This window comes from Clostridium formicaceticum (genome assembly GCF_001854185.1).
GTDB lineage: Bacteria > Bacillota > Clostridia > Peptostreptococcales > Natronincolaceae > Andreesenella > Andreesenella formicacetica.
Window position 1 is genome coordinate 3,750,063 of sequence record NZ_CP017603.1, and the last position, 26,117, is coordinate 3,776,179.

Genomic DNA, 26,117 nt, shown 5'->3' on the forward strand with positions numbered 1-26,117 from the left:
TAAGCAACAAAAATAAATAGACCTAAAAGCTCTATATATAAAGCTTTTAGGTCTTTATCATTAAGCGTTACTTTCTGCACAGCAGCGACGCAATAAGCTCTAGCTTGAAAATAGAAGGCATCGGGTAAACAATCTCTCATATCCTTCTGATGCTCCCAGTTCCATATAATCCATTTTATTCGCTAGCGCTTCAATTTCTTTCCTTACTTCAACAGACATCAATGCCATATAGGCTCCTGTTTTAGAGGAATTTCCTACATAGACTATTTTTTCCTTAACCTCTTCTGGTAAAATCCCTGTTCCTACTAAGCTTTCAGCAGGTAGATGGGCTCCAAACTGCCCTGCGATCATCACTTTATCAAGTTGCTGCATAGCTATGTTTGCCTGATTTAGCAAAGCATAAAAACCTGAGAGGATAGCACCCTTTGCTAATTGCACCTGACGGACATCCCCTTGTGTAATGAACAGTTCTTCAGCACCATCCTTTAAAATAAATGTTCGCTTTTTTCCATCTACTTGAAGCATCCCATAGCGATAATCTGATTCTTCAAGTTTTTCTTTCTTTATAAATGCTCCATCTTTTTTTACAAGTCCTATGCGAAGCAGTTCCTTCACAGCAGCCAATATTCCGCTTCCACATATCCCTGCTGGTTCCTCGCTCCCTATCACCTTAAGTTCAATCCCTTTTTTACTGATTTTTACATCTTCAATAGCACCCTCCGCAGCCCTCATACCACAAATAATATTCATTCCCTCTAGAGCAGGGCCTGCAGCACAGGAACAGGATAATAGTTTTCCATGATTGGATAAAACGATCTCTCCATTTGTACCAATGTCTATGAATAGTATATTTTCCTTTGCCCTATGAAGCTGGCAGACATAGGCCCCTGCTACAATATCTGCCCCTATATAGGATGAAACCGATGGAAGACAGTAGAGTCTTGCCCCCTGTGCTGCCTTTACACCAATATCTCGCGCCAATATATTTTTTGATTTCACAAATACTGGAGCATAGGGAGATTTCCCGATGGATGTGGCATCAATGCCCAAAAGAAAATGCATCATTGTACAATTTGCTGCAATAACTATCTCATAAATACTACTTCTGTCTATTTGGGATTGACTACATAGGTCTTCAATCATCTCATTGATCCCCTTGACAATTACATGTTGCAACTTTTCTTTAGCATCTTTTGGATTCTCAAGTTCATAAGTAATCCTGGTTAGAACATCAAGACCAAACTGTTTTTGAGGGTTAATCATGGAGGCTATAGCCAATTCTTCACCTGTCTTTATGTCAATTAATGCAGCTACAACAGTTGTGGTTCCGATATCAATAGCAATGCCATAAAGAGAATCAGTGGTATCGCCTGATTCAATGCCAATTAGGTCCTCGCCGTGAAAAACCCCCGTGACTTTTCCATATGTGATTTCATGCTGTTGCAATAATCGCCAATCAAGCTTTTGGATGCCCAACGCAGCACATAGGGCATCCTCAAAGGAATCTTGCTTCTCTAAAGTTGGCTTTTCTATTTGGAAAACTTCTTTATGAATTGCAGGATGAAAGTGAAATTCCGGTAGATATCCCTTTGTAAGAATCTCATGTTTTCTTTCTTTTTGTAAGATTTCAATTGTAATGTCTTCTTGTGGTATTACAAGACAGGATAATCTGACCCCAGCATGGATTTCTTCTTGTTTTAGAAACTTCTCTTCCGTCTCTGAAATAGCAGGTAATTTTCCTTCTAGAAATCTTATTTTACACTTTCCACAAGATCCTTTACCATTACAAGGATTATCCACGAAAACTTCATTTTCTAATAATAGCTGCAATAAATCTTTATCCGGCATATATTCAATCGCTTTATTTCTATTCTTGATAAAAATCTTAGGCATTGCTGATTGCATCTCCTTTTGTTAAGGATTCTATCATTGATTTTACATTTTTTAATGGAGACTTCATTCCAAGACCGCATGCAGGAGATAGGATATTTGCTCCGTCTTTTACACATTTTTGCGTTAATTCAGCAACCTTCCTTGGTTCTCCAAATTCAATGGTATAAGTACTAACATTTCCCATCAGCAACCTCTCAGGTAGATTCTCTTTTGCTTCCTTCATACTGACGATAGAATCAAAACTTAAGACATCACTTTTTATTTTATTTACTTCTGCATAGACATTTTTCATCCGTCCGCATATATGCACAATGGTTCCTACATTTTCTTTTTGTATAGCTTCAATAATTTTGTTAATATATTTCACAGCAAATTCTTCAAACAGTTTCGGCCCTAAAATTTCACCAGTACCACTTGGGTCAGAAATCGCAATTATATCTGCTCCTGCTTCTATTTGCTTCTTTGCAAATAAAATAAGTTGTTCTGTAACAAAATCAATAAATCCATGTGCCTCATCATTATTCTTTCTTAATTCTTTGTAAAAGACAACCGGTTCCATGATGGAGCTTGCGGCACTAATGGGTCCAGTTAAGTTACCTATTATGGGTACACCACTGTCCTTTGACTTCAACAATTTAATGGCATCAAGCACTACTTTTGCTCTTCCTTGTTGAAAATTAATTTCAGAGACCTTTTTCCATTCCTTCACAGAATTCATCACATATCCAACAACATGAGGCTCATAAATATTTGTCCCCATATCTACCTTTGCCCCAAAGTCTTCTGCTTCAATGGTCATGCAAAAGGGCACACCGTAATTTTCAAAACATCCCTTTTCATATACTGCTGTTGCCAAATCCACCATCATTTCTGCATTGGTATGGGCTTGCGGAAATTTTATTTTAACTTCTTCTATTAACTCTGTTGTGACCATATTCATCATGCCGCCAGGACAAATACATGGTGGTCGATCAACTTCTTTTCTGTTAAGTACCCTGTTTAATCGTTCTATCGGCGATAACATAGCTTTCACCTCTTTCTATGCTATATCAAGCAGATTTTTTACCAGTTTCACTGCCTCAACTGCATTAGGAGCATAGCCATCTGCCCCGATGGTATCAGCATATTTCTTTGAAATTGGTCCTCCGCCTATTAGTACTTTTACTTGTTCTCTTACCTCTGCTTCCTTCAGCATCTCTATCACTTTACCCATCCCACTCATTGTCGTTGTCATCAATGTTGACATACACACAAAGGAAGCATTCACTTCTTTGGCCATATCAACAAAACGCTGCAGCGGAACATCTCTTCCCAGGTCAAACATCTCAAAACCAGCTGTCTCCAACATGATTTTTACGAGGTTTTTTCCAATATCATGGGTGTCTCCTTCTACTACACCAATTACACCCTTTATTTTCTCCTTTTCTGCTTCCTCTGCAGGAAGATGAGGTCTTAAAACTGCTAGTCCTTCATACATGGCATCTGAACATAATAATACATCTGTAACAAAGTATTCTTCTTCCTCATATAATTGACTTGCACGATTCATACCATCCACAAGCCCCTCCATGATCCCGTCAAATGCTGGATATCCTGCTGTTATATATTCATTACATGCTTCAATGACATCTTCTTCCTCCATATTGACTACACCATCTGATAATCTTTTTAATAACGCTTCCTTTGATGCTGACATCATTTCGCCTCCAATTTGTTAGTTAATATTTTAGATGAAATTTTTCGGATCTAACGGCCACTTTCCATACTTTCTAGCGGAAGCCATAAATTGGTCAATATTTTCTAAGGGAACATCCCCCGAAAGATCACATCCTGATGCCAAAATATATCCACAAGGACTATCATAGGCTTTTTGGATGCAGTCTTTTACCGCTAGGTCTACATCATTGGTATTTCCTAAATACAACACCTCTACTGGGTCTACATTTCCCAGGATAGGCACTTTACCTCCTGCCACCTGCTTTGTATAGGCTAAATCTACCCTGTTATCGACACTTAACATATCACAGCCTGATGTCACCATATCCCCTACAATTGCAGTTGTGTCTCCACAGATATGATAACAAACCATGCCATTGGCATCGTGAATATCCTTCATTAAATCTATCGTATAAGGTAAAACAAATTCTAAGTATTGCTTTCGATGAAGAATCGTTCCTGATGCAATGGGATCACATAATAGAATCATAGCTCCTGCTTTTATAAACTCTCTATAGATCATTTTTAATCCTTCATTACAGAAATTGATTAATTGATGTAATTTTTCAGGATTTTTTTTCGTTGCTCTTAACAAATTTTCTGTTTGATAGATGCTTGCAGCTGCAGTAAAAGGACCAGATATTAAAACCCCGGTTGGAACCTCTTTTCCTACTTGATCAATTAAAATTTTTGTAGCCTCTATATGCAATTGGAGTTTTTTATCGTTTTTCAGCTCTAGTTTTGACATATCCAGTTGATCTACGTCATTTAGATCATTTAAAGCATATTTTATGATGGCTGGTATTGAATCCTCAGGATCACTCATCTGACTGCCTAAAGCCCCACCAACCCCATGTAATCCATACTCAATGATAGTTAAATCATTCCCAAATCTTTCGTAGCAGGCCACCTGTGCCTTAGCTTCGTTTACAGCACTCATTCTTTTTTCTTTATGGGTGATTCCTAAACCTAGTCCGGACATCGAGCATAGGACCGGCATGGCCAGTATCCTGTCCATAGGCTTTCCAGTCATAAATGCCCCCAAGCGTTCATTTGGTGTCATTTGATCATCTTTATGCATTATAATATCCTCCCTTTATAAGTTCCACGTTGTCCTAAGCTGGCTAATTGGTTATCCTTCTTCTTCATATCAAACACTTAAGCCAATTTAATGGTTTTTATTATTCCATTTTTTAACTGATACCCTTTGTTTTTAATACACATTTGTCCAACAAACTTTGCCTGCCCAATTACTTTTATGCAGGCTTCAGAATATTTCATTGGAGTACCTAAGTTTATATCCTCCCATTGAGCTTTATCTGTTCCTAGCAGTGCAAAAGTAGTTTTGGGACAAAGCAGTACAATGGTTTCATCACAAAGTTTTTCTTCTATGCTTTTAAACAATGGATAAGTAAACATCTCTGCCACTGCTTCTGAAAGCTTAGGGCCTAAAATGTTTAATCCTCCAGTTGAATCCCCATAACTAATCATGTTAACCCCTGCTTTTTGAGCTTCTTCTACAAAACGCAATATTTCTTTTCTAAATTTATCTAAAATGGCCTTCATAGTCTCAGGATTTTTTCTAAATAGCTTAAAAATATGACGTGGATCCATTAAAACATTCATGATGGTAAAAGGACCTGAAATATATAAGACTACGTTTTCCCCTTCTTCTTCTAAATATCTGCAGGCCTTTAGAACTTCTGCTATACGCCCTTTTGAATAGTCAATTTCTGGTAAACCCAGCATTTCTTCAGCAGTAGTACAAATATAATCCTTTGCTCTTGGTCCTATATTTTCATCACCATAATTAATACTTCCACCTAGGGCTTCTCCTTCAAGGGTATGGCAAAAGGGCAATTCACAAAAATTTACATCATCATGCTCTTTTATAGCAATGGCTAGCTGAGCCATGCTATCCCAGTTTTTATAGGCTTGAGGAAATTTCAAATTCGTTTTTTCTACAATCTCTTTGCTCATACCTACGGAATTATCATAGGTACATTGAAAGTCAATTATTTTACTCATACCAACGCCTCCAAACTATTGTTGAAACCCTTCAGCTATTTTTTCTTTATTTAAATTGCTGCCAATAACAGCTACTTTTGTTTGTTTATTTTCTTCTAAATATTTCCAGTGATAATGATGTGGTGTAAAATCAAAGTGAACAAATCTCTTAGAATCAAGTTCTAAGATTCCTTTTGCTCTCAAAATACTACCGTATTCCTTATTTTTTAAAGAAATTAGTAGGCTATTCAACTCATCTTCAGAAAAAACTCTTGGACTCACTATGGAGAAAGTAGCAAACATCCTACTGGCAGGACTTAATATGGACTTCTCCTTGGGATCAACACTACAATTTTCAACAGTATTTAATATCTCAATGATTTTTTCTCCATCATAACCATACCAATCTTCCTTTAAAATAAAGGCTGTGGGATTGTTTAATCTTATTTTAGAAATGATCTTTTCTACTTCTTCATGGTTCAATTTATCAAAATGGCTTAGAAAAATGATATGTGCATTTCTTATTTGATCTAAATAAAAAGCACCAAAGCTTTCTAAATAATCGTCAAATGCACTTACATCTACAATCGTAATTAATTGATGGATGCTGATACCCATATGAGGCTTCTCAGAAAGTTTGCTACAAACCTTTACAATATCCGAGAGGCTTCCCACCCCAGATGGTTCTATTAATATGTGGTCAGGTCTATATTCTAAGGCCAACGCTTCTATCGCCTTTTTAAAATCCTGTACCACACTACAACAAATACACCCAGCATAGATTTCTTTAATAGGAAGCTGATCATCCATCAGATCTCCATCAATTCCAACATTTCCAAATTCATTTTCGATTAAAGCCGTCTTACCTTCCATGTTAGGAATAATTTTTTTTAAAAATGTAGTTTTTCCAGCTCCTAAAAAACCAGAGATAATACTAATTTTTGTACTCAATGTAGGCCTCCTTTGTAATAAAAGGGTTTATTTTTCTAATCCCACGACTGCTCATTTCAACACCTTTAACTTTAAAAAGCTTATATTTTGTCAATTCTCTATAATTCTAACACTTAACATGTCTAATATCTAATCGATGTTTTCTATTATGATATATGTGTGTATAGATATTTTCTATGAAGCTCAGCTGAGTTTAAAATCATTTCTATATTTATCATTGCAGTACTGCCTTTAAATCTTTAATAAATATCTATACACCATCAATATATTTCTTCATATTATAAATAGTAAAGGTTGTAAAGTATAGGGAGGTGTTTGTTTATGGAAATTTTGTTTCTATCCATCATTGCAAAGTGTGGTGTATTCACCCATGTCCGAGAATTAGCTTTATGTATGCAAAAACATGGTGTTCAAGTCACTGTAGGATTCATCCATAATTCAAAAACCATACGCATGTTTAAATCAACGAAAGAAGACCTGCAAAATATGGAGGAATCTCTAAATGGTATCAATCATTTCTTTTATGAATCTGACGAGCATTTATTACAACAAATCAGCTGCAAACACATAGATTTGATACATGCTCATTCACCTCTGGTTTTTCCCACTACGGTACAGGTTTCTAAGAAGCTTAATATCCCTTTCATAGTAACACTTCATAGTGTATTGGATTGGAATAAGCTTTACCCTAATACAATCGCACAGGCAGAGTACATAATTGCCGTTGGCCCAGAAGCAGGAAAGTCTGTAGGTAAAGATTTCCAAGAAAAACTTTATACAATATTTAATGGTATTGATGTAGACTACTACAAGCCTTGCAGCAATAAAACGGTAGGTGGACCCTTACGTATCATATGGATGGGTAGAACTAGTGGTGCAGCCGCAAGTGGAGTCAGTTATTTAACCAAAGCAATCCATATCCTCCAACAAAGAGGCATTCCTATAGAAGCCAAGATTATTGGTTATGCTGTAGGTGCAGATACTAGTAGGCTGAATGTCTGTGGTTGGGTCCATGACCCCTTACCTTATCTACAGTGGAGTCATATTGTATTCGGTCGAGGGAGAGCCCTTAGAGAGGCTATGGCTTGTGGAAATGTAGGTTTTTTAATTGCTCAAGGTTATGGGGGAATGGTTCAGGAAAGTTGGTTTGAAAAGGGCAGACAGCCCCAGCTCAGTGGTTCACTAAAGCACGGATACTCAGAACTCAGTATTTCTACAATAGCTAATGATATATTATATTTTCACAAACATCGTAACCAACTTACACGAGCAAGAAGCTTAGCAAGAAAAATAGCTGAAGAAAATTTTGATATAAAAAAAATGGTAGAACAAACTTATTCCGTCTACCAAAAGGCTCTTCAACATTACATTGGCAAAAGAAAATAGGATTACTAAAGAAAATAATACCCGTTCAGCTAATTTTTCCAAGCCTAACGGGTATTTTTAATATCTTTCATGAAATAAAACGCTATATTGCTAACTGGATCTCTAGTTCTTATACTGAAAATACTACTACTGAGACTCCTGTATCTATCATTAGGTTTTTGCTAAGTAAGCAGCGTAACTTAGTGGTGTAAGAAAAGCCCTTTCTACTGCCTCCTCACTAATTTCTTGAAAGATCGTTTTCTCTGGCTTACCATTGACTTCGATAATCCATAGTTTGTTGTCTAATCCAATACCCAAATCCACACTGATTTCTCCTAAGACGCACAATTCTTTTTCTAAAGTCTTTGCTACCTGAATACTGACTTTCCTAAGTTCATGTGTAATATCTTTTTTCACTACTATGTCCTCTAGAACCTTCCCAACAGGGCGAATAGCATAAGTTATATTGGTTATAAAATGTTTTTTGTAGCTGATTCTGCTCATATCTTCGGTTATATCCCAAAGACCCTCATGATTTTTTTGTACTAACATACGTATATCAAATATACGTCCGTTTATAGTTTTAAAAAAAATGAAGGGTTGCATAATGTAGTTGTCCAGATGCAGATATTTTTTCACATAATCAATGAATGTTTCGGTAGTTTTAAATATTTTCATGGGATAGGGACTTCGCATATACATTTTATATTCCTTGTTTTCGAGGCTAAATTTATAGATATTGCTTCCTAATGAAGAATTTTGAGGCTTTATTATTATAGCCCCTTCTTCTTTCAACATGGCTAGCATAAGTTTTTGATTGTATAGATATGTTGGTATCAACAAATCCTTCAGTTTTGTTTCCTTTAAAATAGAATAAATCTGATATTTATTGAATCGAGTAAAGCTGTTAAAGACCTTGCCCTTTCCTATCACCGTTTCTAAACGGCTAGTTATTTCTGTTGAGCTGGTGTAGCATCTATGATAAACGACATCAGGAAACCCAGTCGTTATTTGTTGCCATTCACCATTTTTTAATATAATCCCTCTAATCTTTTGATTTGTCCAGCTAATTCCTTTAACTGTGAATTTTAAAAGATTGATGGGAGAATCTTTATCTATCTTGTAAAAGGATACCGGTTTTAAATTATTACAGAGTAAACCTATTAGCACCTTTTCTTTCATGATCACACCCCTCCTTAGTACATCATATTCACTTTCGATTTTATTGGTGTGATTCACTTCCAAAAAACCCTCTTAAACTACGAGGGTATAGTAGTACACTTTCCAAACATAATTCATAAAATAAATGAGAAGGGTGGTGATGAAGAATGGGTATCAGGAGTTGTGGCTGCACTTGTTTGGAGTTAACAGAGGACTTTCAATTAGGCGATGATGTTCAGATACGTACTGTTTCAAACTCTTTAGAGCGTGGCGAAATAAGTGAAGTTAGGGAAAATACCATCGTGCTGGATCAAGGGGGAGATGAATTTATTGTTATCTGTTGTGCTCATATTGTCAGCATAGAACCAGCAGGTGATTAGTAACTTAGATAAACAAAATATAGATGTGCGCTTCTAAAATTAAATTTTAATATCGACGGTCTACAGTTTCACCCAAAACCTTGGGCTGCAAATGTAGACCTTAGTATATTAAAATTTAGAGGTACACATCTATAGACAATGTTTTTTTAGACGCTATGATCTTCATCAAGGACCAATTGTTAGTTGCCTCAATGCCTTATCTACTATATTACTTTTTATGCTTTCATCAAAGCCTGTTTTATTTCAAAGTATACTCTAAAATAGCTTAGCATTAGCCAACAGAATAAATATCTGAAAACTCAACATTTATTCTTTCCACATGATCTTGCTTTGCTGGTGGATTTAACTGCCAATTTTCCTCAACTACTCTTGTAGGCAATTGTATAGTAAAAGTGGAACCTTTCTCCAATTCACTTTCTGCACTAATTTTACCACCGTGCATTTCTACGAGAGCTTTGACAAGACTCAACCCTATACCACTTCCTTCATGGTGTCTGGAAAACAAGTCTGTTACTTGACAAAGTCTTTCGAATACTTCTTGCAATTTTTCTGGAGGGATGCCCTTTCCACTATCCTTTACATCGATGTATAAATGATCCTTGTCATGATGAATGTTAACCAATATAGTTCCCTCCTTTGGCGTAAATTTCACAGCATTAGAGAGAAGGTTTAACATAATTCTTTCTATTTTTTCATCATCACAGGCAACTATTTTTTCTTCTATATCTGTATCAAAAATAAGGTGAATACCTTTATTTTCTATATAATTTGATACAGATAGTGTAATTTCCTCTACAATTCTTACTATATCGCAATTCTTTAAATGCACTTCAAATGCTAAAGCGTCTATCTTAGTAATATCTATTAGGTTGTTTACAAGTCTAAGTAATCTATAACAGTTTTGTTTCATGATGGTGACATTTTTTATTACTCTTCCTTGATTTTCGCAGTATGCACTGTCTTTTGAATAGGTTTCAATCAACTGCACTGACCCTAAAATAACATTTAAAGGGGTTCTCAACTCATGAGAGATATTTGAAAAAAACTCTGTTTTCATAGGTGCTAACTTAAGCTAATTATTTCCAAGAACCCTCTTAATTTGTCACTCTTAACATAGGGAAGGATCTTGAAATAAAGAAGAATTTTCTTAATGTCAAATGATGGCTTAAGTTGATGCTAGTGACTGTGTTTTAACTTTATAGCTTAACTATGATGATCTAAACCACTACATTTTGAGAATATGGTACTATATTACTATATTACCTTATTCTTCCTTATTGCTGTTTTTCCTTCTTTTTTTACTTTTATACAATAAAAAAGTCCTAGAGGAGCATATCAATATCATATCAGCTTCTATCAGGACTTTTCCTTTGAGGTAAATTAAGAAAGCAGGCTTTATTTACATGTTATTCCTGCCAAGCCTTACATACATCTACCCAGGAATTTGCATTAGAATATTTTTCAAGTTCATCAATAGTAAGCTCAATAGCACTATTGCTGCTGCCACAAGCTGGAAAAACTGTTGTAAATCTTTTGAGGGATGTATCAAGATAGGTAACTACCCCATCCTTCACTCCAAAGGGACAAACGCCACCCACTGCATGTCCTACAAGCTTAACTACTTCATCAGAAGTTAACATCTTTGCCTTTGTCCCAAAGTGGGCTTTATATTTTGCATTATCGATTTTTGCATCTCCTGCTGTAACAATCAAAATACATTTGTCCTTCACCATAAAGGATAATGTTTTTGCAATTCTTTTTGGTTCACAGTTTGCTGCCTGAGCTGCTAATTCCACGGTGGCACTGGACACTTCAAACTCAAGGATCTTATCCTCCATATTCCATTGCATAAAATATTCCTTAACTTTTTCTATAGCCATTTTTCTTCTCCTTTGCTTTATATACATTAATTTCTAATTACCGTAATTATAACATTCTGTAGGGAAATATAAAAATCCTTCAATCTACTAAATGTATAAGATTATTAGCATCCTCTAATAGAGCCTTACATCATAAGCAATGTACACTATACTTATAGAGTAAAGGACTGGCTTATCCAGCCCCTCCTCATCAAACCGTACATGAAGTTTTCCCTCATACGGCTTTCCGATATTCTTCTTCCTTCAGCATTCAACTACAGCAAGTCTCTTTAATCCTTGTTTATATATAATCTCACAAACCTTTTCTATTCTACAATGCCGATGACTTTTTTGCCTTTTACGATTGTGCCATATTGTAAATTTCTTTTTAATATACCAATCAATTTTACAAAGTTCATGATATGAAAATCTAAGGCTGTAATAATTCCTCATGCCAACAATTTTAGGATTGAGTATTTCAATTAAATCTTTCACGTCTAATAACAAAGTTGCTCTGCTCTGAAATACTTGTTTTATATTTTGTCTCATTTTCTTCATTGCCTTTTGTGAAGGATACTGGTATAAATCCCAAAATTTCTTCCAGTTCTTTGTTTTCCCTTTCTTCCACCTATGATGAAATCCCAAAAAATCAAAACCTTCTTTACTATTCCATAAGTCAATGAACCTTGTTTTATCAGGATGAAGTTTTAACTCTAGTTTTCTCATTATTTCCTTGATTGCTCTCATTGAAAACTTTGCATTCTCCCATCCTTTGCAGATCACTACAAAATCATCAGCATATCTTATTAATCTCCCTAGATGACTATATTTCTTTCCCCAAAGATAATCGAAATAATGTAAATATATGTTCGATAGTAGCGGTGAAATTACTCCACCCTGCGGAGAACCTACTATACTTTCTTGTATTTTCCCATTTTCCATTACTCCTGCTTTTAACCACTTTGATATTAGCTTTAATATCCTTCTATCAGATATACGCTGTTTTACAAGTAGCATTAGTTTTTCATGATTAATGCTACAAAAATATTCTTTAATATCTGCATCTATTACCCATAAACAGCCTTTATTTACTTCTTCATTGATGGCTTTTAGTGCTTGATGTGCGTTTCGCTTTGGTCTAAAGCCATATGAGCAATCTTTAAAGTCTGCTTCAAATACAGGTTCTACTACGATTTTAGTTGCCATTTGTACCACTCTATCTTTTACAACAGGTATTCCTAATGGTCGTTTACTACCCTTTCCATCATTCTTGGGAATATAGCATCTTCTTACTGGTAAGGGATGGTATGTACCGTTAATCAACTCTTTTTGTATTTCAACCAAGAATTTTTCAACTCCATAACTTTCTATATCCATTATGGTTATACGGTCAATTCCTCCTACCCCTCCATTACTTTTTACTCTCTTCCATGCTTCCATTAAAATGTCCGTTCGATACACTTTATCATATAAAGCATGGTATCTTCTCTTGCTGTTTGCTTTGGCTGATAGGTATAGTTTTCTTTGAAGTTGTCGAACTTTATCTATGGTGTTGTTAGCCTTTTGGGCATTCACTCACTCTTACCTCCTCCAAAAACATGAACAAAGTAGAGTCCCTTTCCTAATATACAGTTTTGTTGTCTGTATAATCATCGGTACTATGAACTCCTCTGACTCCCTCTTTGCAGATAAGCAACTTCACTTTCCAGCTTATATGCTATCTCTTTACGAATTAGTTCGTGCAAAGTAGGGTCTCTCCAGTTCCTTTAACTACTATATCAACATGTCGCTACCCATACACCGGAGGATTCTTAGGTACTGCGTATTCAAGTTCTTCATACCATCTGTTGCCTTCGCCCAAGCTATTAAGACTCGGCTTCCTCTTTGACCCTTTTCAGAGTAGTTTTTGACGATGCAGCAGTATTCACTTTATGTTACGACCTGCTGATTTGCCTACACAACGCTTCAACGCTCGTATTACTACTAACGCTGGTTGCTGACTACAAGACTGCTTGACCATTATCTTGACTGGACTTTCACCAGTAAGCAATTAAAAGTTTTCAACTGGACGCGCATAGCTTTTCTACTAGCACCTTCCTAAAGTTATAGCATATGCTATTAACAAAGCCTAAGAAAGGAGAGCAAATAACAGTATAACCCTTATAATCCATATTGGTCCCCCTATTAGAGTACACCTCCAATGTATCCTTCAGAACCCCAAAAACACTTTATTGACTTAAAGGATTATGGACCAGAACCCTATGTAGTTAATATCGAGGAGGCTACTACGCAAAACGATTATTATCGTATCGCTTTGTGGACAGGTAAATATTTGCAACTCACCTTAATGAGCATTGATGTTGGTGATGACATAGGTTTAGAAATTCATGAGGACCATGATCAATTCATACGTATTGAGGAAGGGCAAGGCATTGTTAAAATGGGAGACAAAAAAGATCAGTTGGATTTTCAAGCAAATGTCTATGATGACGATGCAATATTTATACCTGCCGGCAAATGGCATAATCTAATCAATACAGGTTGTAAACCCCTTAAACTATACTCTATTTACGCACCACCCGAGCATCCCCATGGCACAATTCATAAAACTAAAGAGGATGCTGAAAAATGTCATGAACGCTAAATGCCATAAGCTTTACTTCTCTGTGAACTTTAGAAATTCTAAAAGCTTGTGTGAATTTTAACTCTAGACTCTATTAGAAACATAAAATACTTTATAGTAAAACAAAGCAACCACAATATTGTTGGTTGCTTTGCAAATAGTTTAAAACTTATACACTTAATACTTTAAACATTTTAATAACTCTTTATTCTAAGCCATTCACTTTCTGTAATAAATTCAAGAATATCATTTTTATAATTAACCTCTAGTTTCTCTCCTTGATTTATTACTTTAATAATCATTTTATCTTTATTATTAATCAGCATTTCCACTACATTATCCTTTACTTGTTGTACCTTATATTTGTCTGTCACCTCTCGCTCTGACATATAATAACCTTGGTGCATTTCATTATTTATAAATTCTATAGTAGCACCTAAAAAATTATCTACTGGATAAACCCAAATTTTATTTTCTACTAATGACAGAATATCCAATTTTGTTTGTGCTTTATTTCCTGTTTCTAATTTTAAGTTTCCAGCAAGGTCATAGAGTTCAAGATCTTCATTGATAAGAATCCATTCGTTATTTTGCCACTTATATTCATGTTTAAACCCTACTAAATCCCAGTTTCCTACTGGCCAAAATTCTAGATAGAAGGTAACAATAACTTTATCTGCCTCTTCTTTTACTTGGACGTAACTAAAGTCATGTGTTTGATGAATCCCAAACTTATCTAAATAGTATTTGAAATTATCTTTTGAATCTTTGTCTAACAATACAACATATTTCTTATCCAATTGGGGATAGTAAAGGCTTAAGTTATTAGAAGCATCATTTGAAACTTGAGGGAATAAGGGCAGCTTATCCAAATCTGCTTTAGTATAGTTGCTTTTATGTACTGAAGTATCTATGCTCTCGTCATTATTAGCTGCTTCAGCTAAGTTCCAAAAATAATCATCAGAATAGTATCTAAAAGAAAATTCATTTATATTAAATTCAAAACATATATCTTCTTCAAACAAGATAAATAGCGATTCCTCACCAAATCTATTTTTTCTTATCTTATATTCACTAATTGTATAGGTTTCATCAGTTATTCCTTCATAAACTTCCATGTAGTAAGAAACAAATTCTTCCCATAAATAGAATTTATCTTCACTGAATTGCTGAATTTCTTGGTCGTAAATATCATTTAATGCAGGTTGTTGTCTTATGGCAATCTTCCCATTCGTATCAAATATATAATATTTATTATCATTACCATCAACGAAAGTAATATTTTTCCTTGGATCATCAGTATCTTGCTTTGACATACCATAAGTTACACTTCTAAATTTGTCAAATCCAAACATAGCAATATATAGTTCATTAGCAGTATCATGGTCTATCCTATCTTTATTAAGCAGCTTAGCATCTTTAAATGCTCTCTCAGTTAACTCCCACAACCCTGTTTCTTCATTATATTTTGTATACGATTGCTCGGAACTTACTTCTTTTGATTTACTACATCCCATCAATAAACCCACTATTAAAATCACTGCTATAAGTAATATTCCTCTTCTATTCTCTCTCACTTTCTTTCTTCCTTTCCATAGATGGATTAGTATTAATTGATATGATTTAACATTATTAGCATACTACAAAACTTATTTTGTTATTGTCGAACTTTGTCGAATAAAATATGTTTTTGTACTTTTTGCCCGGTGGCAAGTGGTGATAGAGAATTATATATTTAAAACTTATTTTATAAATCAGGAGAAATAATTTTTCTCCTGATTTTACCACTTATCGTATCTCTTATTAAGCAACTATAGAAGAACAGCTCTGATAGTATCCCTACCTTTACATTTTTTTCAGCCTTTAGCTCGAAGATATTAAAGCTATTATCTTCGCCTATGCTATATAAATCAATAGCACTCTTGCCCCCAGTAAATATATAGTTATCTGTACTAGCAATACCGTTAAAAATACCCACAGGATACTGATTCCTGATATCACTTACTATAATATTAAATTGCTCTTTGATTGCTTTTCTAAGTACTTCACTCTCTTCTTTAGTGCTAAAATACATCTCTAACTTATGTCCACTTGCAGCATTAAATTCATCTATATCATCAATGGTATTTCGATTTCCTGGGCTATTTAGAACTAAATCCTTCCATCCATTAAACTTAATTTGATCATCCCAAGTGTCTGATTTTGGGGGAACAGTAAACCATTCTGAATATTTTTTTCCGAAAGCATCTACTCTGTAAATAAACCTATTAAAATGTCTCCTTTGGAAAACCAAAGACCTCCCCCTTAGTGTTCATCCTTAAATCTCAAAGTATCTGCTGCCATCGGAAAATCAACGTAATAGCACCCCTCGTCATAGTTGTACTCAATTAAGTAGCCAATTTTTTTAAGGTCTTTAAAATCCCTGGACATAGTTCTAATACTCATCTGCGGAAAATTTTTTTGATACCAACTTCGGAATGTCAAATAACAAAAAAACATGCCGAAACTTATAAAAACCTGTATCTTTATGGTGATTACACAGGTTTTTATAAGTATATCTATAACTTTATTATACTAACATACAATACAAACAGTAATTACTTAACAGGCATCTATAAGTCTTGTGAACTGCTATTCATTTTGATCGCTCTCTCAAACCTAATTAACGCCTCTTCTAAAACTGACCTTGGACAAGCGATGTTTATTCTAACAAAACCAGCACCACCCTTACCAAAGGTATACCCCTAACTTAGTGTAAATTTGGCTTATTAATACCATCACTCGCTAACATATTCTTAAAGCTTTTTCTTAACTGTTCGTTAGGAATAATAGTATTAGATATCTCCAATCCTGCCATGTTTGTTTATGATAATCTAAAAATACCCTAATAGAATAGTTGAAAATTCCCCTAGAGGAAATATAAAATAACCCTATGATACTTCATAGGGGGGCTAAGGGGATGATCAGTTTAGTGGAAAAACAAGAAATAATTCTATCACATTTCAGGGAGGGAAAGTCCCAGTGGGAGATTCATAGGAGAACTGGAATTGATAGAAAAACCATAAGAAAATATATTAGGGAGTATGAAAAGAAAAAAAGAGATTTACTCAACTCTCAGGAGGAAGATAAGGAACTAATAACAGATATTATCTCAGCACCAAAGTATGATAGCAGCAATAGGATTAGAAGAAAGCTAACAGATGAGATAATAGAGAGGATTCACTTTTTCCTCAAGGAAAATGAGATAAAGAAAGCTACAGGAAGGAGTAAACAACAGAAGAAAAAGATTGATATTTATGAAGCTCTAATTGAAGAAGGTTATGATATAAGCTATCCAACAGTATGTACCTACATCAGGGAGAATTGTAAGCAAACCAAAGAAGCCTACATAAGACAAGAGTATCATCTAGGGGAAATATGTGAATTTGATTGGGGTTATGTGAATCTTATCATAGATGGCAAGCCTAAGACTCTGCAAATGGCAGCCTTCACCAGTGCTAAAGGCAACTATCGTTATGCTAGGTTGTATCATAACCAAAGGATGGAGCACTTTCTAGATGTCCATGTGAAGTTTTTTAACCAAATTGAAGGGGTTTATCAAACAGTAGTTTATGACAATATGAAGGTAGCTGTAAAAAGGTTTGTCAGTAAAACAGAAAAGGAACCTACAGAAGATCTTTTGAAGTTATCCTTGTATTACGGGTTTAGATATAGATTTTGCAATACCTGTAGCGGCAATGAAAAAGGTCATGTGGAAAGAAGTATCGAGTACATAAGGAGAAAGGTTTTTGGCAAAAGAGATACCTTTAAAAACCTTGATGAAGCCAATGAATATCTTCAAGAAGTATTAGTTAAACTGAATAACCGCATAACAGAGTACAACGATGGTAAAAGTCCTAGAGATGTCCTTGAGGAAGAGAAACCATATCTTCTTGAATTAATGCCTAGTTATGATACCGCTAGAACGGCAGAGCTTAGAGTCAATAAATATTCTGTCATAAGCATTGATGAAAACAAATACTCTGTTCCCGATGATCTAGTAGGTAAGTTCGTCTTTGTAAAAATATATCCAGAAACAATCTTTGTCTACCATCAAAATAAGCTCATAGCTCAGCATAACAGAAACTATGGTGTTCACACTTGGAATATTAAGATAGAGCATTACATAAAAACCATAAAAAAGAAGCCTGGGTCACTTCATTCCAGCACAGCCATGCGACAAATGAACCCCACGCTTCAAACCATATACAATAAATATTATACCGAAAATCCTAAGGATTTCATAGACCTTCTTGAATTAATTGGTCAAAAAGGATTAGAAAAAGTTGAGAATATCATTAAAGATTTGGAAAAGCTCAGTCCCATAGGAGTTAATACAGAGAAGATAAAAATGCTTTGTAACAGAAATGAAGACGAAGGAAAAGTCATTAATCGCGAAAGGACTACTCAAATAGAAGAACAATCTAAATTAATATTAAGCCATTATGGTAATCTTCTTAAAGGTTCCTGTGTAGCCTTTAAGAAGGAGGCGAAAATCATATGAACCATAAAGACATCTATGAAAAAATAGCATTGTTTTCTAAAGAACTTAAGCTGCCATATATTCTAAGGCATTTTAAAGAAGAACTTACCGAAGCCAATAAAGACTCTAAAACCTATGACACTTTCCTTTACGATCTTTTAGAAAAAGAATATGACCTTAGAAAAGACAATGGGAGGAAGAGCAGGATTAGAAGTGCAAGATTTCCATATAAAAAATACCTTGAAGATTTAATCATAGAAGATTTGCCAGAAGATGCAAGAAATAAAGTGAAGGTGTTTTCAACCCTTGAATTTATTGAAACGGGTCAAAATATTATCCTTGCAGGTAACCCAGGCACGGGGAAGACCCATATGGCTATTGGTTTGGGCATAAAAGCCTGTAATGTAGGCTATAAAGTCCTATTCACTACCATTCCCCTATTGGTGAATGAATTAAAGGAAAGTAGGTCAGAAAAAAACCTTCGTGCCTTTGAAAAAAGGTTTGAAAAGTATGATTTAATCATAGCCGATGAATTAGGATATATCTCCTTTGATAAGGAGGCTTCCGAGCTACTTTTCACATACTTATCTTTGAGAGCGGGTAGAAAATCAACCATTATCACAACCAATCTTTCCTTTGAAAGGTGGGATGAAATATTTAAAGATCCAGTTATGACAGCAGCTATGATAGATAGATTAACCCATAAATCTTATATAGTAAATATGAATGGTAATTCTTACAGATTAAAAGAAACCAAACGATGGCTTGAGGAACAATAATTTTTTTACTCCCCTAGGGGAAATTTCAATTAGTATATAGAGGAATTTTGGATTGACAAATACAATGTTAAAAGCCTTATGAGGAGAAGTACAAATAATACTATTTTGAGAGAAGGTTTCAGAAATCGATGCGAAGGGTATATGCTTATTCCTTTTAAAAACTGTTTCAGCATGAATTTCATCCGATATAACAATCACATTGTTTTTCATACAGAGTTTTCCTAGTCTTACCAACTCATCACGGCTCCAAACTCTACCCACTGGGTTATGTGGACTACAAAGCAACATCAATTTTACCTTGGAATCAAACTTTGTTTCTAAATCATCAAAATCTATTTCGTATTTTTCTCCACTAAATTTTAGTAGATTATTTACAACACGCCTACCATTATCTTCTATTATATGAAAAAAAGTTGCAAATACGGGAGATTGTACAATGACTTTATCCCCAGGATTCGTAAAAGTTCTTATAGCCCTACTTAAAATAGACACCAAATTACCACCAAATACAATCCATTCTTTTTGAATTTCCCATTGATGCCTATGCTTCATCCAGTTGATTATAGCTTCATAGTATTCTTTATAGCCTCCAGCATATCCTAATATACCATGGTCTAGTTTCTTTTTAATTGCATCTAGTACTGGCTGAGGACTTCTCATATCCATATCAGCTACCCACATAGGTAAAAGGCCTTCATCTTTTATTCCTAAACGCTCTTCTATTCCATCCCATTTTAAAGAACCAGTGCCCACTCTATTTATCACTTCATCAAAATTATATCTCATGCTACCTTCACCTTTCCTGTTGAGTTTGCTTTCAATAATATAATTAACTTTTATACTTTATAAAGTACATCTACTTTCTTTTGATATGGAAGATACTAAAACGAGACAACCTACTAACACTTCAGCCGTCTCGTTAAGTTCTTTTATCTACTCAATCTACTGATAAACTTTGTAATTCTTGGATTTGTTATAGATGAGAAAATCTCTTCTGGTGTTCCTTCTTGTAATACCTTCCCTCCATCCATGAAGGCTATTCTATCAGCTACTTCTCTAGCAAAATTCATTTCATGAGTGACAATAACCATGGTCATATTTTCCCTAGCTAGTTTTTTGATAAGCTCTAGTACCTCACCTACTAGTTCCGGGTCTAAGGAAGATGTAGGTTCATCAAATAAGATGACCTTTGGATTGACAGCTAAAGCTCTGCCTATAGCCACTCTTTGCTGCTGTCCACCAGATAATTTAGCAGGATAAACATTTCTTTTTTCTTCTAATCCAACTTTTCTTAAAATATCCATACCTATTTCTATAGCCTTGTTTTTTTCAATTTTCTTTATTAATACCAAGGACTCTATGATATTTTCAAGCACTGTCTTATTCTTAAACAAATTAAAGTTCTGAAAAACCATAGCTGTAGACTCCCTAAGCTCACAAATTTCTTTTTTTGTTATGATTTTTGCATTCAACTGTAGCTTATCTAGAATAATCTCTCCTTCATTTGGTTTTTCTAAATAATTGATACACCTTAATAAAGTTGATTTTCCTGTTCCAGAAGGCCCAATTATTGCCTTTACCTCACCCTGCTTAACCTCTAGATTTACACCCTTTAAAACCTGTAAATCTCCAAAGCTTTTATGTATATTCCTTAAATTTAACATCAATATCACCTAGTATTGATTTAGTCTTAGTTCTAGTTTATCTTGCATATATGTTAAAACACTTATGATTAGCCAATAGACTAAAATAATGACTACGAAAGCTTCTAAATACCTATAGCTAGAAGCAGCCTCTAATTGAGCCATTGCCATCATTTCTGTCACCCCTATTGTATAGGCTAATGATGAACTTTTCACTATATTTATAAAGCTATTCGACAATGCCGGTATTGCTGTTCGTATAGCTTGTGGTAATATAATTCGTCTCATAGCCTGCCAATAGGTCATCCCAATAGACATACATGCCTCCATTTGCCCTTTATCTATTCCCATAATAGCTCCTCTAATAGCTTCCGACATGAAAGCTGCTGAATTAAGACTTAGTACAATAAGGGCAGCATTAAAGGCACTTAACTTTAGAAGCACAGGAATAACCTGCGCTAAACCAAAGTATAATAAGAATAATTGTGCTAAAAGTGGTGTTCCTCTAAAGAAAGAAACATATATTTTCATCAAGGGGGATAAAAAAGTTATTCTAGCATCAATTATCAGTGATATGATAAAGGCTATTATCAATCCTATTATCATAGTAAGTACAGATAACAAAAGTGTTACTTTTAAGTATTGCATCATTAATGGTACTAATCTTAATGCGAATTGAATATCAAAATTTACCACAAGACATCACCTAAATTACCATTATGGTTTTACAGTTGTATCTAGATCAAACCAGTTTTGTGAAAGGTTTGATAGCGTACCATCTTCATGCATATCTCTTATAGCTTTACTTATATCTTTTCTCAATGCATCTTTTTCACTGCCTTTAACAAATGGATAAGCATTTGTTTCAAAGACTAACTTTGTACCTAATAGTTTTAAATCAAGATTATTCTGCTCTATTGTGGCTAATGTCTTAACTTCACCTTGCCAACCAGCATCAATACGGCCTAGTTCCACCTCTTTCTCGATGGGTACACCATCATAAGTTTTAATATCTAAATTAAGACTATACTCTTCATTAATTGCTCTTAACGTTCTTTCTCCATTGCCGCCTTGCCAACACCCTACACTCTTTCCTTTTAGGTCATCTAATAACTTTAATTTACTATCACCTTTTACTGCGAAATCATAGAAACTATAAGCATAAGGTTCTGTAAAATTATACTTCTCTTTTCTCTCTTCTGTTATAGACATTTGGTGTGCAATCGTATCTATTCTTCCTGTATCTAACATGCCTATAAGTCCACTAAACTTAGAAGTCTCAAAGCTTATTTCTAAATTATTTCTTTTAGCAATTTCTTTCCATACATCAATCTCAAAGCCTTGTAACTCTCCATCTTTTTGAAATGCCCATGGATAGTATTCTCCAGAAGTGCCTACTACAAGTTTTTCTTTAACAACTTCTTCCACTACTGTTTCTTCTGAGCCAGTGACTTCTGTAACTTCTGTATTACTACATCCCCATAATGCTAGTAGAGCTACTAACATAAGTCCTAAAATGATAATTCCTTTTCTTTTATTAATCATTTCCTCTCCTCCTTCAAAACAATTTCATTTTCGGTTTTGCCCTATAACCCAATTTATTGTATCACCATCTTATTAATTTGAAAAATTAAAAATTTCTATATATTACCAAGTGTTGATAGATAAATATGATATTCAATTAACAAAGTTCATTTTTTAAATTCATTGCCTCAAACTATAACAAATCACGTCAAATGGATTTTCCTACATTTCAAGGTAAACCAGTGGCAAAAAGAACAAAGTCTTCCTTTGAAAGAATCATAGGTAGACTTTGTTAAAATACATTACGAAAATTATGACTTATCTACAGTTTATAAAAGTACATAATTTCCTATATATTATAAAAAAATCAACACAAAGTGTTGATTTTTTTATAGAAAGCTTTTTTACAATTTTTTTTAGTTTCTTCTTGCTTGCTCTATTGCCTGTAAACCTCTTCTTTGGGCATCTGCTAAAGCCTCATCTATAGTTTTACGATTATGTATTAATTGTTCTAGCTCTTCTCCAAGTACATCTAGAGCAGACATTGCACCTATTAGTCGCTCTCCCTGTCTTCCATTTTCTATCCCTTCAAGACCTGCCACATCTATTGGATTTTCTTTGCCGTATGCTTTAAATTCTTCCATTTCTAATACAGAATATCTGATTGGCAAGTATCCTGTATTCATAGCCCAATATATAGCATTTTCTGTATTTATAAGATATTTTAAATAAATAAAGGCAGCTAACTTCTCTTCCGGTTCTGATGTATTAAACATAGTAACATTTGTACCAAAGTACAGTTGAACATCTTCTTTATGAGCAGGAAGTGGTGCTATTCCCCAATTGGTTCCTGGGGTAATATTAGCTCTAATACTAGGTATTCTTGATGTAGAGGCGATTGCCATCGCTGCTCTTCCTTGTTCAAATGGAATATTAGATCCTCCATCTTCACCTGCTAATCTAGCAATATCCTGCTGAATTAAGCCGTTAATAAATGATATTGCTTCTATCGTAGCTTCTGATTCAAAAAAAATAGTGTCTTCATCGTCACTCATATGCTTGCCACCTGCTTGCCATACCCAAGGTGCTATATCTGTAGCAATATCATTTTGTAATACTAATCCGTATATATCCTTCTGTCCATTTCCGTCTAAGTCTTTTGTCAAAATAGCAGCTGCTTTTTCTAGTTCTTCCCAAGTTGTAGGCACATCAATTCCTGCTTCATCAAACATATCTTGAATATAATATAATCTTTGGGAGCTTTTATTAAAGGGAAGTGCATAATAAGTGTCATTCCATACTCCATCATCTCTGAAAGCTTCTATAATATCCATTACTTCTTCTTCAGTATATCCAATTTCAGGATGATTCATATAAGGATCTAAAGCTTCTACTAGTCCCTGATTTACGTACCATGATAATCGATTTGAATAAATCTGTGATAAAGCTGGTAACTGACCAGCTCTTGCTGAAGCCATAAGCTTTTCAAATAAATCACGATATCCCCCTTGGTATACCAGCTTAACCTCAATCATATCATGTTCTTCATTAAATCTATCGGTGATCTCTTCTAAAATCTTACCATCTACTCCTGTCATAGAGTTCCAAAATTCGATGACAACTGGTTCCGTAATTTCAGTTGCAATACCATATTCATTTTTCACTACTTCTGCTGTTGGTTTCTCCTGGTTTTCACTGGACCCTCCACAAGCAGATAACAGCATACTTAATACTAATATCACCGCAATCAATACTCTTTTTTTCATTTTTCTTCCACCTCATTTTAATTTTAATTTCTATAAAAATATACAATTCCATCATTTATTTTTTAACTTAACTAATGGAATTGTATACTTTTCCATATAAATATCAGTCCCTTAGCCCTTTGTTCCTCCCCTTGCAATTCCTTCAATAATATATTTTTGTAAAAATAAATAGCTTAAAAATATAGGTACAAGAATCATTGTGGTAGCAGCCATTAATAGATGATAACTTGTTCCCGCCTCAGTTTGAAAATAAGTAAGTGCCACAGGCAAAGTCCTCATGCTTTGAGAGTTGGTTACGATTAAAGGCCACATAAATGAATTCCAGCTATTAATAATTTTTAGTAACCCAATGGTAGCAATAGCTGGGCTTGCAATAGGTACCATAATATACCATAAAAATTTAAAATCTGAACACCCATCCACCTTCGCCGTTAAATGAAGTTCTTTGGGTATATCTAAAAAACATTGACGCAATAAAAAAACAAAAAAGACACTGGCTAAATATGGAACAATCAATGCTTTGTAGCTGTCAATCCACCCTAGCTGACTAAGGGTAACAAAGTTGGGTATTAATAGAATTTCACTGGGTACAATCATCGTAGCTACTAAAAAAGAAAACAATATATCCCTTCCTAGAAAATTCAACTTTGAAAAGGCAAAGGCTGCTAAGATAGTAGTCAACAATGTACCTATTGTACCTAATGTAGTTATAACAAGACTGTTTAAAAAATATCTTAATAAAGGAGTGGCTTGAAAAACCGTAACATAGTTGCCCCATTGAAGTTTTTCTGGTAATAAACGAATAGGTACCTGCAATACTTCATAGGGTGCTTTAAGAGATGTGCTTAGCATCCATAAAAAAGGCATTATTACTAATATTGCACCTGTCCATAACAGACATATATGTATCCCTTGTATCCATCTTTTCCCCAATCTCATGCTGTACCATGCCCCTTTACTGTATATTCCAATTTTTTGTAATCTTTAATTGTATCAGTGTAAATACTAGTACAATGGCGAACAGTACAAAAGAAGCTGCGGCCGCATTGGTAAACTCCCAGTTTTGATAAAACTTCATGAAAATATAATATACCATCGTCAATCCACTCTTTAATGGGCCACTGGTACCATTATAAAGTACATATACTTCATCAAAAATTTTAAAGGCACCAATAAAAGAGGTAATTATTACAAAAATCAAAGTAGGTGTCAATAATGGCAGTGTGATGTGCCAAAACCGCTGAAAGGCTGTTGCACCATCAATCCTTGCCGCCTTATAGTAGGTTTCATCGATACTTTGCAGACCTGCTACAAAGATAATGATCCTATAGCCCATTCCCTTCCAAACACTAAATAAAATTAATATCGGAATCGTTAAGGATGGTGTTGATAACCATGCAATAGGTAACATCCCAAAATAAGATAAAAAATGATTCACTAAACCATACTGACTATTAAACATCCATCTCCATACCATAGCTACAGCCACCGTAGAGGTAATAAAGGGTAAAAAATATACGCCGCAAAAAAATTTTTTCCAAAACCCTACACGGTTTAGCAGTAAGGCAAAACCCACAGAAACCACTAAATTTAGTGGCACTACTCCAATAACAAAAATGAAGGTATTCTTTAAGCTTAAGTAAAAATCAGGATCGCTTAAAATATATTCAAAATTATCAAAACCTCGAGCATATACTTCATTGTTAATATAACTATATTCGGTATAAAAACTCATACCTAGTGCCTTAATAATTGGATATATCTGAAAAGTTCCAAGTACCAATAAGGCTGGCAGCAAGTAGAAAAAAGCTTTTATACTATAGGATTTTCTTGTCTTTATTTCTCTTGTTTTTAAAGAGAAATACCTTCTTACACTATGGGATTTTTTAACCACCTGTTCTCTGGTATCCATGAAAATCTTCCTTTTC

24 protein-coding genes are annotated in these 26,117 nt (G+C 34.5%); 5 read left to right on the top strand and 19 right to left on the bottom strand.

From position 1 onward, the window contains the following. Nucleotides 1-99: 99 nt before the first annotated feature. The 6 genes from BJL90_RS17530 to BJL90_RS17555 form a co-directional block, all read right to left on the bottom strand. Nucleotides 100-1,893, bottom strand: coding sequence for an ASKHA domain-containing protein (locus BJL90_RS17530; RefSeq protein WP_070971075.1), 1,794 nt, complete (start codon nucleotides 1,891-1,893; stop codon nucleotides 100-102). Next, nucleotides 1,886-2,917, bottom strand: coding sequence for a methylcobamide:CoM methyltransferase MtbA (locus tag BJL90_RS17535; protein ID WP_070971077.1), 1,032 nt, complete (start codon nucleotides 2,915-2,917; stop codon nucleotides 1,886-1,888). Before BJL90_RS17535 ends, BJL90_RS17530 begins: the two co-directional genes overlap by 8 nt. 15 nt (nucleotides 2,918-2,932) lie before the next feature. Further along, nucleotides 2,933-3,589: a corrinoid protein gene (locus tag BJL90_RS17540; protein ID WP_070971078.1), complete on the bottom strand. Its 657-nt coding sequence runs from the start codon at nucleotides 3,587-3,589 to the stop codon at nucleotides 2,933-2,935. Nucleotides 3,590-3,619: 30 nt separating this feature from the next. Then, complete coding sequence (locus BJL90_RS17545; protein WP_070971079.1) at nucleotides 3,620-4,690, bottom strand: uroporphyrinogen decarboxylase family protein; 1,071 nt, start codon at nucleotides 4,688-4,690, stop codon at nucleotides 3,620-3,622. A 77-nt stretch (nucleotides 4,691-4,767) separates the two neighbouring features. After that, complete coding sequence (locus tag BJL90_RS17550) at nucleotides 4,768-5,637, bottom strand: uroporphyrinogen decarboxylase family protein (protein ID WP_070971080.1); 870 nt, start codon at nucleotides 5,635-5,637, stop codon at nucleotides 4,768-4,770. A gap of 15 nt (nucleotides 5,638-5,652) precedes the next feature. Beyond that, complete coding sequence (locus BJL90_RS17555; protein ID WP_070971083.1) at nucleotides 5,653-6,567, bottom strand: CobW family GTP-binding protein; 915 nt, start codon at nucleotides 6,565-6,567, stop codon at nucleotides 5,653-5,655. Between the two features lie 321 nt (nucleotides 6,568-6,888). Here BJL90_RS17555 and BJL90_RS17560 point away from each other — a divergent pair, with 321 nt between their 5' ends. Continuing rightward, complete coding sequence (locus tag BJL90_RS17560) at nucleotides 6,889-7,953, top strand: glycosyltransferase family 4 protein (protein ID WP_070971086.1); 1,065 nt, start codon at nucleotides 6,889-6,891, stop codon at nucleotides 7,951-7,953. A gap of 150 nt (nucleotides 7,954-8,103) precedes the next feature. On the opposite strand, the gene BJL90_RS17565 is transcribed toward BJL90_RS17560, so the two are convergent. Then, a complete protein-coding gene (locus BJL90_RS17565) occupies nucleotides 8,104-9,114 on the bottom strand; it encodes a YheC/YheD family protein (RefSeq protein ID WP_070971089.1) in 1,011 nt (336 codons plus the stop codon). A 146-nt stretch (nucleotides 9,115-9,260) separates the two neighbouring features. On the opposite strand from BJL90_RS17565, the gene BJL90_RS17570 reads away from it, so the two are divergent. Then, a complete protein-coding gene (locus BJL90_RS17570) occupies nucleotides 9,261-9,473 on the top strand; it encodes a DUF2642 domain-containing protein (protein WP_070971091.1) in 213 nt (70 codons plus the stop codon). 271 nt (nucleotides 9,474-9,744) lie between these two features. Here BJL90_RS17570 and BJL90_RS17575 read toward each other — a convergent pair whose 3' ends face one another. The 3 genes from BJL90_RS17575 to ltrA all read right to left on the bottom strand — a co-directional run bounded on the left by BJL90_RS17575 (nucleotide 9,745) and on the right by ltrA (nucleotide 12,907). Then, the gene (locus tag BJL90_RS17575) at nucleotides 9,745-10,530 is read right to left on the bottom strand and encodes a sensor histidine kinase (protein ID WP_070971095.1); all 786 of its coding nucleotides are present in this window, start codon (nucleotides 10,528-10,530) and stop codon (nucleotides 9,745-9,747) included. Between the two features lie 349 nt (nucleotides 10,531-10,879). After that, nucleotides 10,880-11,353 carry a YbaK/EbsC family protein gene (locus BJL90_RS17580; protein ID WP_070971098.1) on the bottom strand — a complete coding sequence of 158 codons (474 nt, stop codon included), beginning with the start codon at nucleotides 11,351-11,353 and terminating at the stop codon, nucleotides 10,880-10,882. A 243-nt stretch (nucleotides 11,354-11,596) separates the two neighbouring features. Beyond that, the gene (ltrA, locus tag BJL90_RS17585) at nucleotides 11,597-12,907 is read right to left on the bottom strand and encodes a group II intron reverse transcriptase/maturase (protein ID WP_070971101.1); all 1,311 of its coding nucleotides are present in this window, start codon (nucleotides 12,905-12,907) and stop codon (nucleotides 11,597-11,599) included. A gap of 625 nt (nucleotides 12,908-13,532) precedes the next feature. On the opposite strand from ltrA, the gene BJL90_RS17590 reads away from it, so the two are divergent. Beyond that, nucleotides 13,533-13,976 (top strand): cupin domain-containing protein, encoded by a 444-nt coding sequence (locus BJL90_RS17590; RefSeq protein WP_070971104.1) that lies wholly within the window; start codon nucleotides 13,533-13,535, stop codon nucleotides 13,974-13,976. Nucleotides 13,977-14,149: 173 nt separating this feature from the next. Here BJL90_RS17590 and BJL90_RS17595 read toward each other — a convergent pair whose 3' ends face one another. Beyond that, nucleotides 14,150-15,532 carry a hypothetical protein gene (locus tag BJL90_RS17595; protein ID WP_070971107.1) on the bottom strand — a complete coding sequence of 461 codons (1,383 nt, stop codon included), beginning with the start codon at nucleotides 15,530-15,532 and terminating at the stop codon, nucleotides 14,150-14,152. Between the two features lie 170 nt (nucleotides 15,533-15,702). Next, nucleotides 15,703-16,248 carry a hypothetical protein gene (locus BJL90_RS17600; RefSeq protein ID WP_070971110.1) on the bottom strand — a complete coding sequence of 182 codons (546 nt, stop codon included), beginning with the start codon at nucleotides 16,246-16,248 and terminating at the stop codon, nucleotides 15,703-15,705. 666 nt (nucleotides 16,249-16,914) lie between these two features. Between BJL90_RS17600 and istA the strand changes: the two genes are divergently transcribed. Beyond that, nucleotides 16,915-18,498 (top strand): IS21 family transposase, encoded by a 1,584-nt coding sequence (gene istA / locus BJL90_RS17605; RefSeq protein ID WP_070963420.1) that lies wholly within the window; start codon nucleotides 16,915-16,917, stop codon nucleotides 18,496-18,498. Then, nucleotides 18,495-19,256 (top strand): IS21-like element helper ATPase IstB, encoded by a 762-nt coding sequence (gene istB / locus BJL90_RS17610; RefSeq protein WP_070963417.1) that lies wholly within the window; start codon nucleotides 18,495-18,497, stop codon nucleotides 19,254-19,256. The genes istA and istB overlap by 4 nt, the downstream gene beginning before the upstream one ends. On the opposite strand, the gene BJL90_RS17615 is transcribed toward istB, so the two are convergent. From BJL90_RS17615 to BJL90_RS17645, 7 genes are all read right to left on the bottom strand, one after another. After that, the gene (locus tag BJL90_RS17615) at nucleotides 19,221-20,042 is read right to left on the bottom strand and encodes a MalY/PatB family protein (protein WP_070971112.1); all 822 of its coding nucleotides are present in this window, start codon (nucleotides 20,040-20,042) and stop codon (nucleotides 19,221-19,223) included. The two genes, istB and BJL90_RS17615, sit on opposite strands and share 36 nt — an antisense overlap. A 143-nt stretch (nucleotides 20,043-20,185) precedes the next feature. Beyond that, a complete protein-coding gene (locus tag BJL90_RS17620) occupies nucleotides 20,186-20,920 on the bottom strand; it encodes an amino acid ABC transporter ATP-binding protein (protein WP_070971115.1) in 735 nt (244 codons plus the stop codon). 9 nt (nucleotides 20,921-20,929) lie between these two features. Next, nucleotides 20,930-21,595: an amino acid ABC transporter permease gene (locus tag BJL90_RS17625; RefSeq protein ID WP_335617806.1), complete on the bottom strand. Its 666-nt coding sequence runs from the start codon at nucleotides 21,593-21,595 to the stop codon at nucleotides 20,930-20,932. Between the two features lie 21 nt (nucleotides 21,596-21,616). Then, nucleotides 21,617-22,444, bottom strand: a complete 828-nt coding sequence (locus tag BJL90_RS17630) for a transporter substrate-binding domain-containing protein (RefSeq protein ID WP_070971118.1) — start codon at nucleotides 22,442-22,444, stop codon at nucleotides 21,617-21,619. A 395-nt stretch (nucleotides 22,445-22,839) separates the two neighbouring features. Beyond that, the gene (locus BJL90_RS17635; RefSeq protein ID WP_070971121.1) at nucleotides 22,840-24,189 is read right to left on the bottom strand and encodes an ABC transporter substrate-binding protein; all 1,350 of its coding nucleotides are present in this window, start codon (nucleotides 24,187-24,189) and stop codon (nucleotides 22,840-22,842) included. Nucleotides 24,190-24,300: 111 nt separating this feature from the next. Next, entirely contained in the window at nucleotides 24,301-25,128 is an 828-nt protein-coding gene (locus tag BJL90_RS17640) for a carbohydrate ABC transporter permease (RefSeq protein WP_070971123.1), read from the bottom strand. A gap of 16 nt (nucleotides 25,129-25,144) precedes the next feature. Then, nucleotides 25,145-26,101 (bottom strand): carbohydrate ABC transporter permease, encoded by a 957-nt coding sequence (locus BJL90_RS17645; RefSeq protein ID WP_156778842.1) that lies wholly within the window; start codon nucleotides 26,099-26,101, stop codon nucleotides 25,145-25,147. Nucleotides 26,102-26,117 lie beyond the last annotated feature (16 nt).

Excerpts from the sequence above, each read along its gene's own strand:
- BJL90_RS17580 (WP_070971098.1), bottom strand. The coding sequence starts at position 11,353 with ATGGCTATAGAAAAAGTTAAGGAATATTTTATGCAATGGAATATGGAG.
- BJL90_RS17570 (WP_070971091.1), top strand. The coding sequence starts at position 9,261 with ATGGGTATCAGGAGTTGTGGCTGCACTTGTTTGGAGTTAACAGAGGAC.
- BJL90_RS17545 (WP_070971079.1), bottom strand. The coding sequence starts at position 4,690 with ATGCATAAAGATGATCAAATGACACCAAATGAACGCTTGGGGGCATTT.
- BJL90_RS17590 (WP_070971104.1), top strand. The coding sequence starts at position 13,533 with ATGTATCCTTCAGAACCCCAAAAACACTTTATTGACTTAAAGGATTAT.
- BJL90_RS17645 (WP_156778842.1), bottom strand. The coding sequence starts at position 26,101 with ATGGATACCAGAGAACAGGTGGTTAAAAAATCCCATAGTGTAAGAAGG.
- BJL90_RS17550 (WP_070971080.1), bottom strand. The coding sequence starts at position 5,637 with ATGAGTAAAATAATTGACTTTCAATGTACCTATGATAATTCCGTAGGT.
- BJL90_RS17640 (WP_070971123.1), bottom strand. The coding sequence starts at position 25,128 with ATGAGATTGGGGAAAAGATGGATACAAGGGATACATATATGTCTGTTA.
- BJL90_RS17615 (WP_070971112.1), bottom strand. The coding sequence starts at position 20,042 with ATGAGATATAATTTTGATGAAGTGATAAATAGAGTGGGCACTGGTTCT.
- BJL90_RS17620 (WP_070971115.1), bottom strand. The coding sequence starts at position 20,920 with ATGTTAAATTTAAGGAATATACATAAAAGCTTTGGAGATTTACAGGTT.
- BJL90_RS17635 (WP_070971121.1), bottom strand. The coding sequence starts at position 24,189 with ATGAAAAAAAGAGTATTGATTGCGGTGATATTAGTATTAAGTATGCTG.
- istB (WP_070963417.1), top strand. The coding sequence starts at position 18,495 with ATGAACCATAAAGACATCTATGAAAAAATAGCATTGTTTTCTAAAGAA.
- BJL90_RS17630 (WP_070971118.1), bottom strand. The coding sequence starts at position 22,444 with ATGATTAATAAAAGAAAAGGAATTATCATTTTAGGACTTATGTTAGTA.
- istA (WP_070963420.1), top strand. The coding sequence starts at position 16,915 with ATGATCAGTTTAGTGGAAAAACAAGAAATAATTCTATCACATTTCAGG.
- BJL90_RS17565 (WP_070971089.1), bottom strand. The coding sequence starts at position 9,114 with ATGAAAGAAAAGGTGCTAATAGGTTTACTCTGTAATAATTTAAAACCG.
- BJL90_RS17530 (WP_070971075.1), bottom strand. The coding sequence starts at position 1,893 with ATGCCTAAGATTTTTATCAAGAATAGAAATAAAGCGATTGAATATATG.
- BJL90_RS17535 (WP_070971077.1), bottom strand. The coding sequence starts at position 2,917 with ATGTTATCGCCGATAGAACGATTAAACAGGGTACTTAACAGAAAAGAA.
- BJL90_RS17540 (WP_070971078.1), bottom strand. The coding sequence starts at position 3,589 with ATGTCAGCATCAAAGGAAGCGTTATTAAAAAGATTATCAGATGGTGTA.
- BJL90_RS17560 (WP_070971086.1), top strand. The coding sequence starts at position 6,889 with ATGGAAATTTTGTTTCTATCCATCATTGCAAAGTGTGGTGTATTCACC.
- BJL90_RS17575 (WP_070971095.1), bottom strand. The coding sequence starts at position 10,530 with ATGAAAACAGAGTTTTTTTCAAATATCTCTCATGAGTTGAGAACCCCT.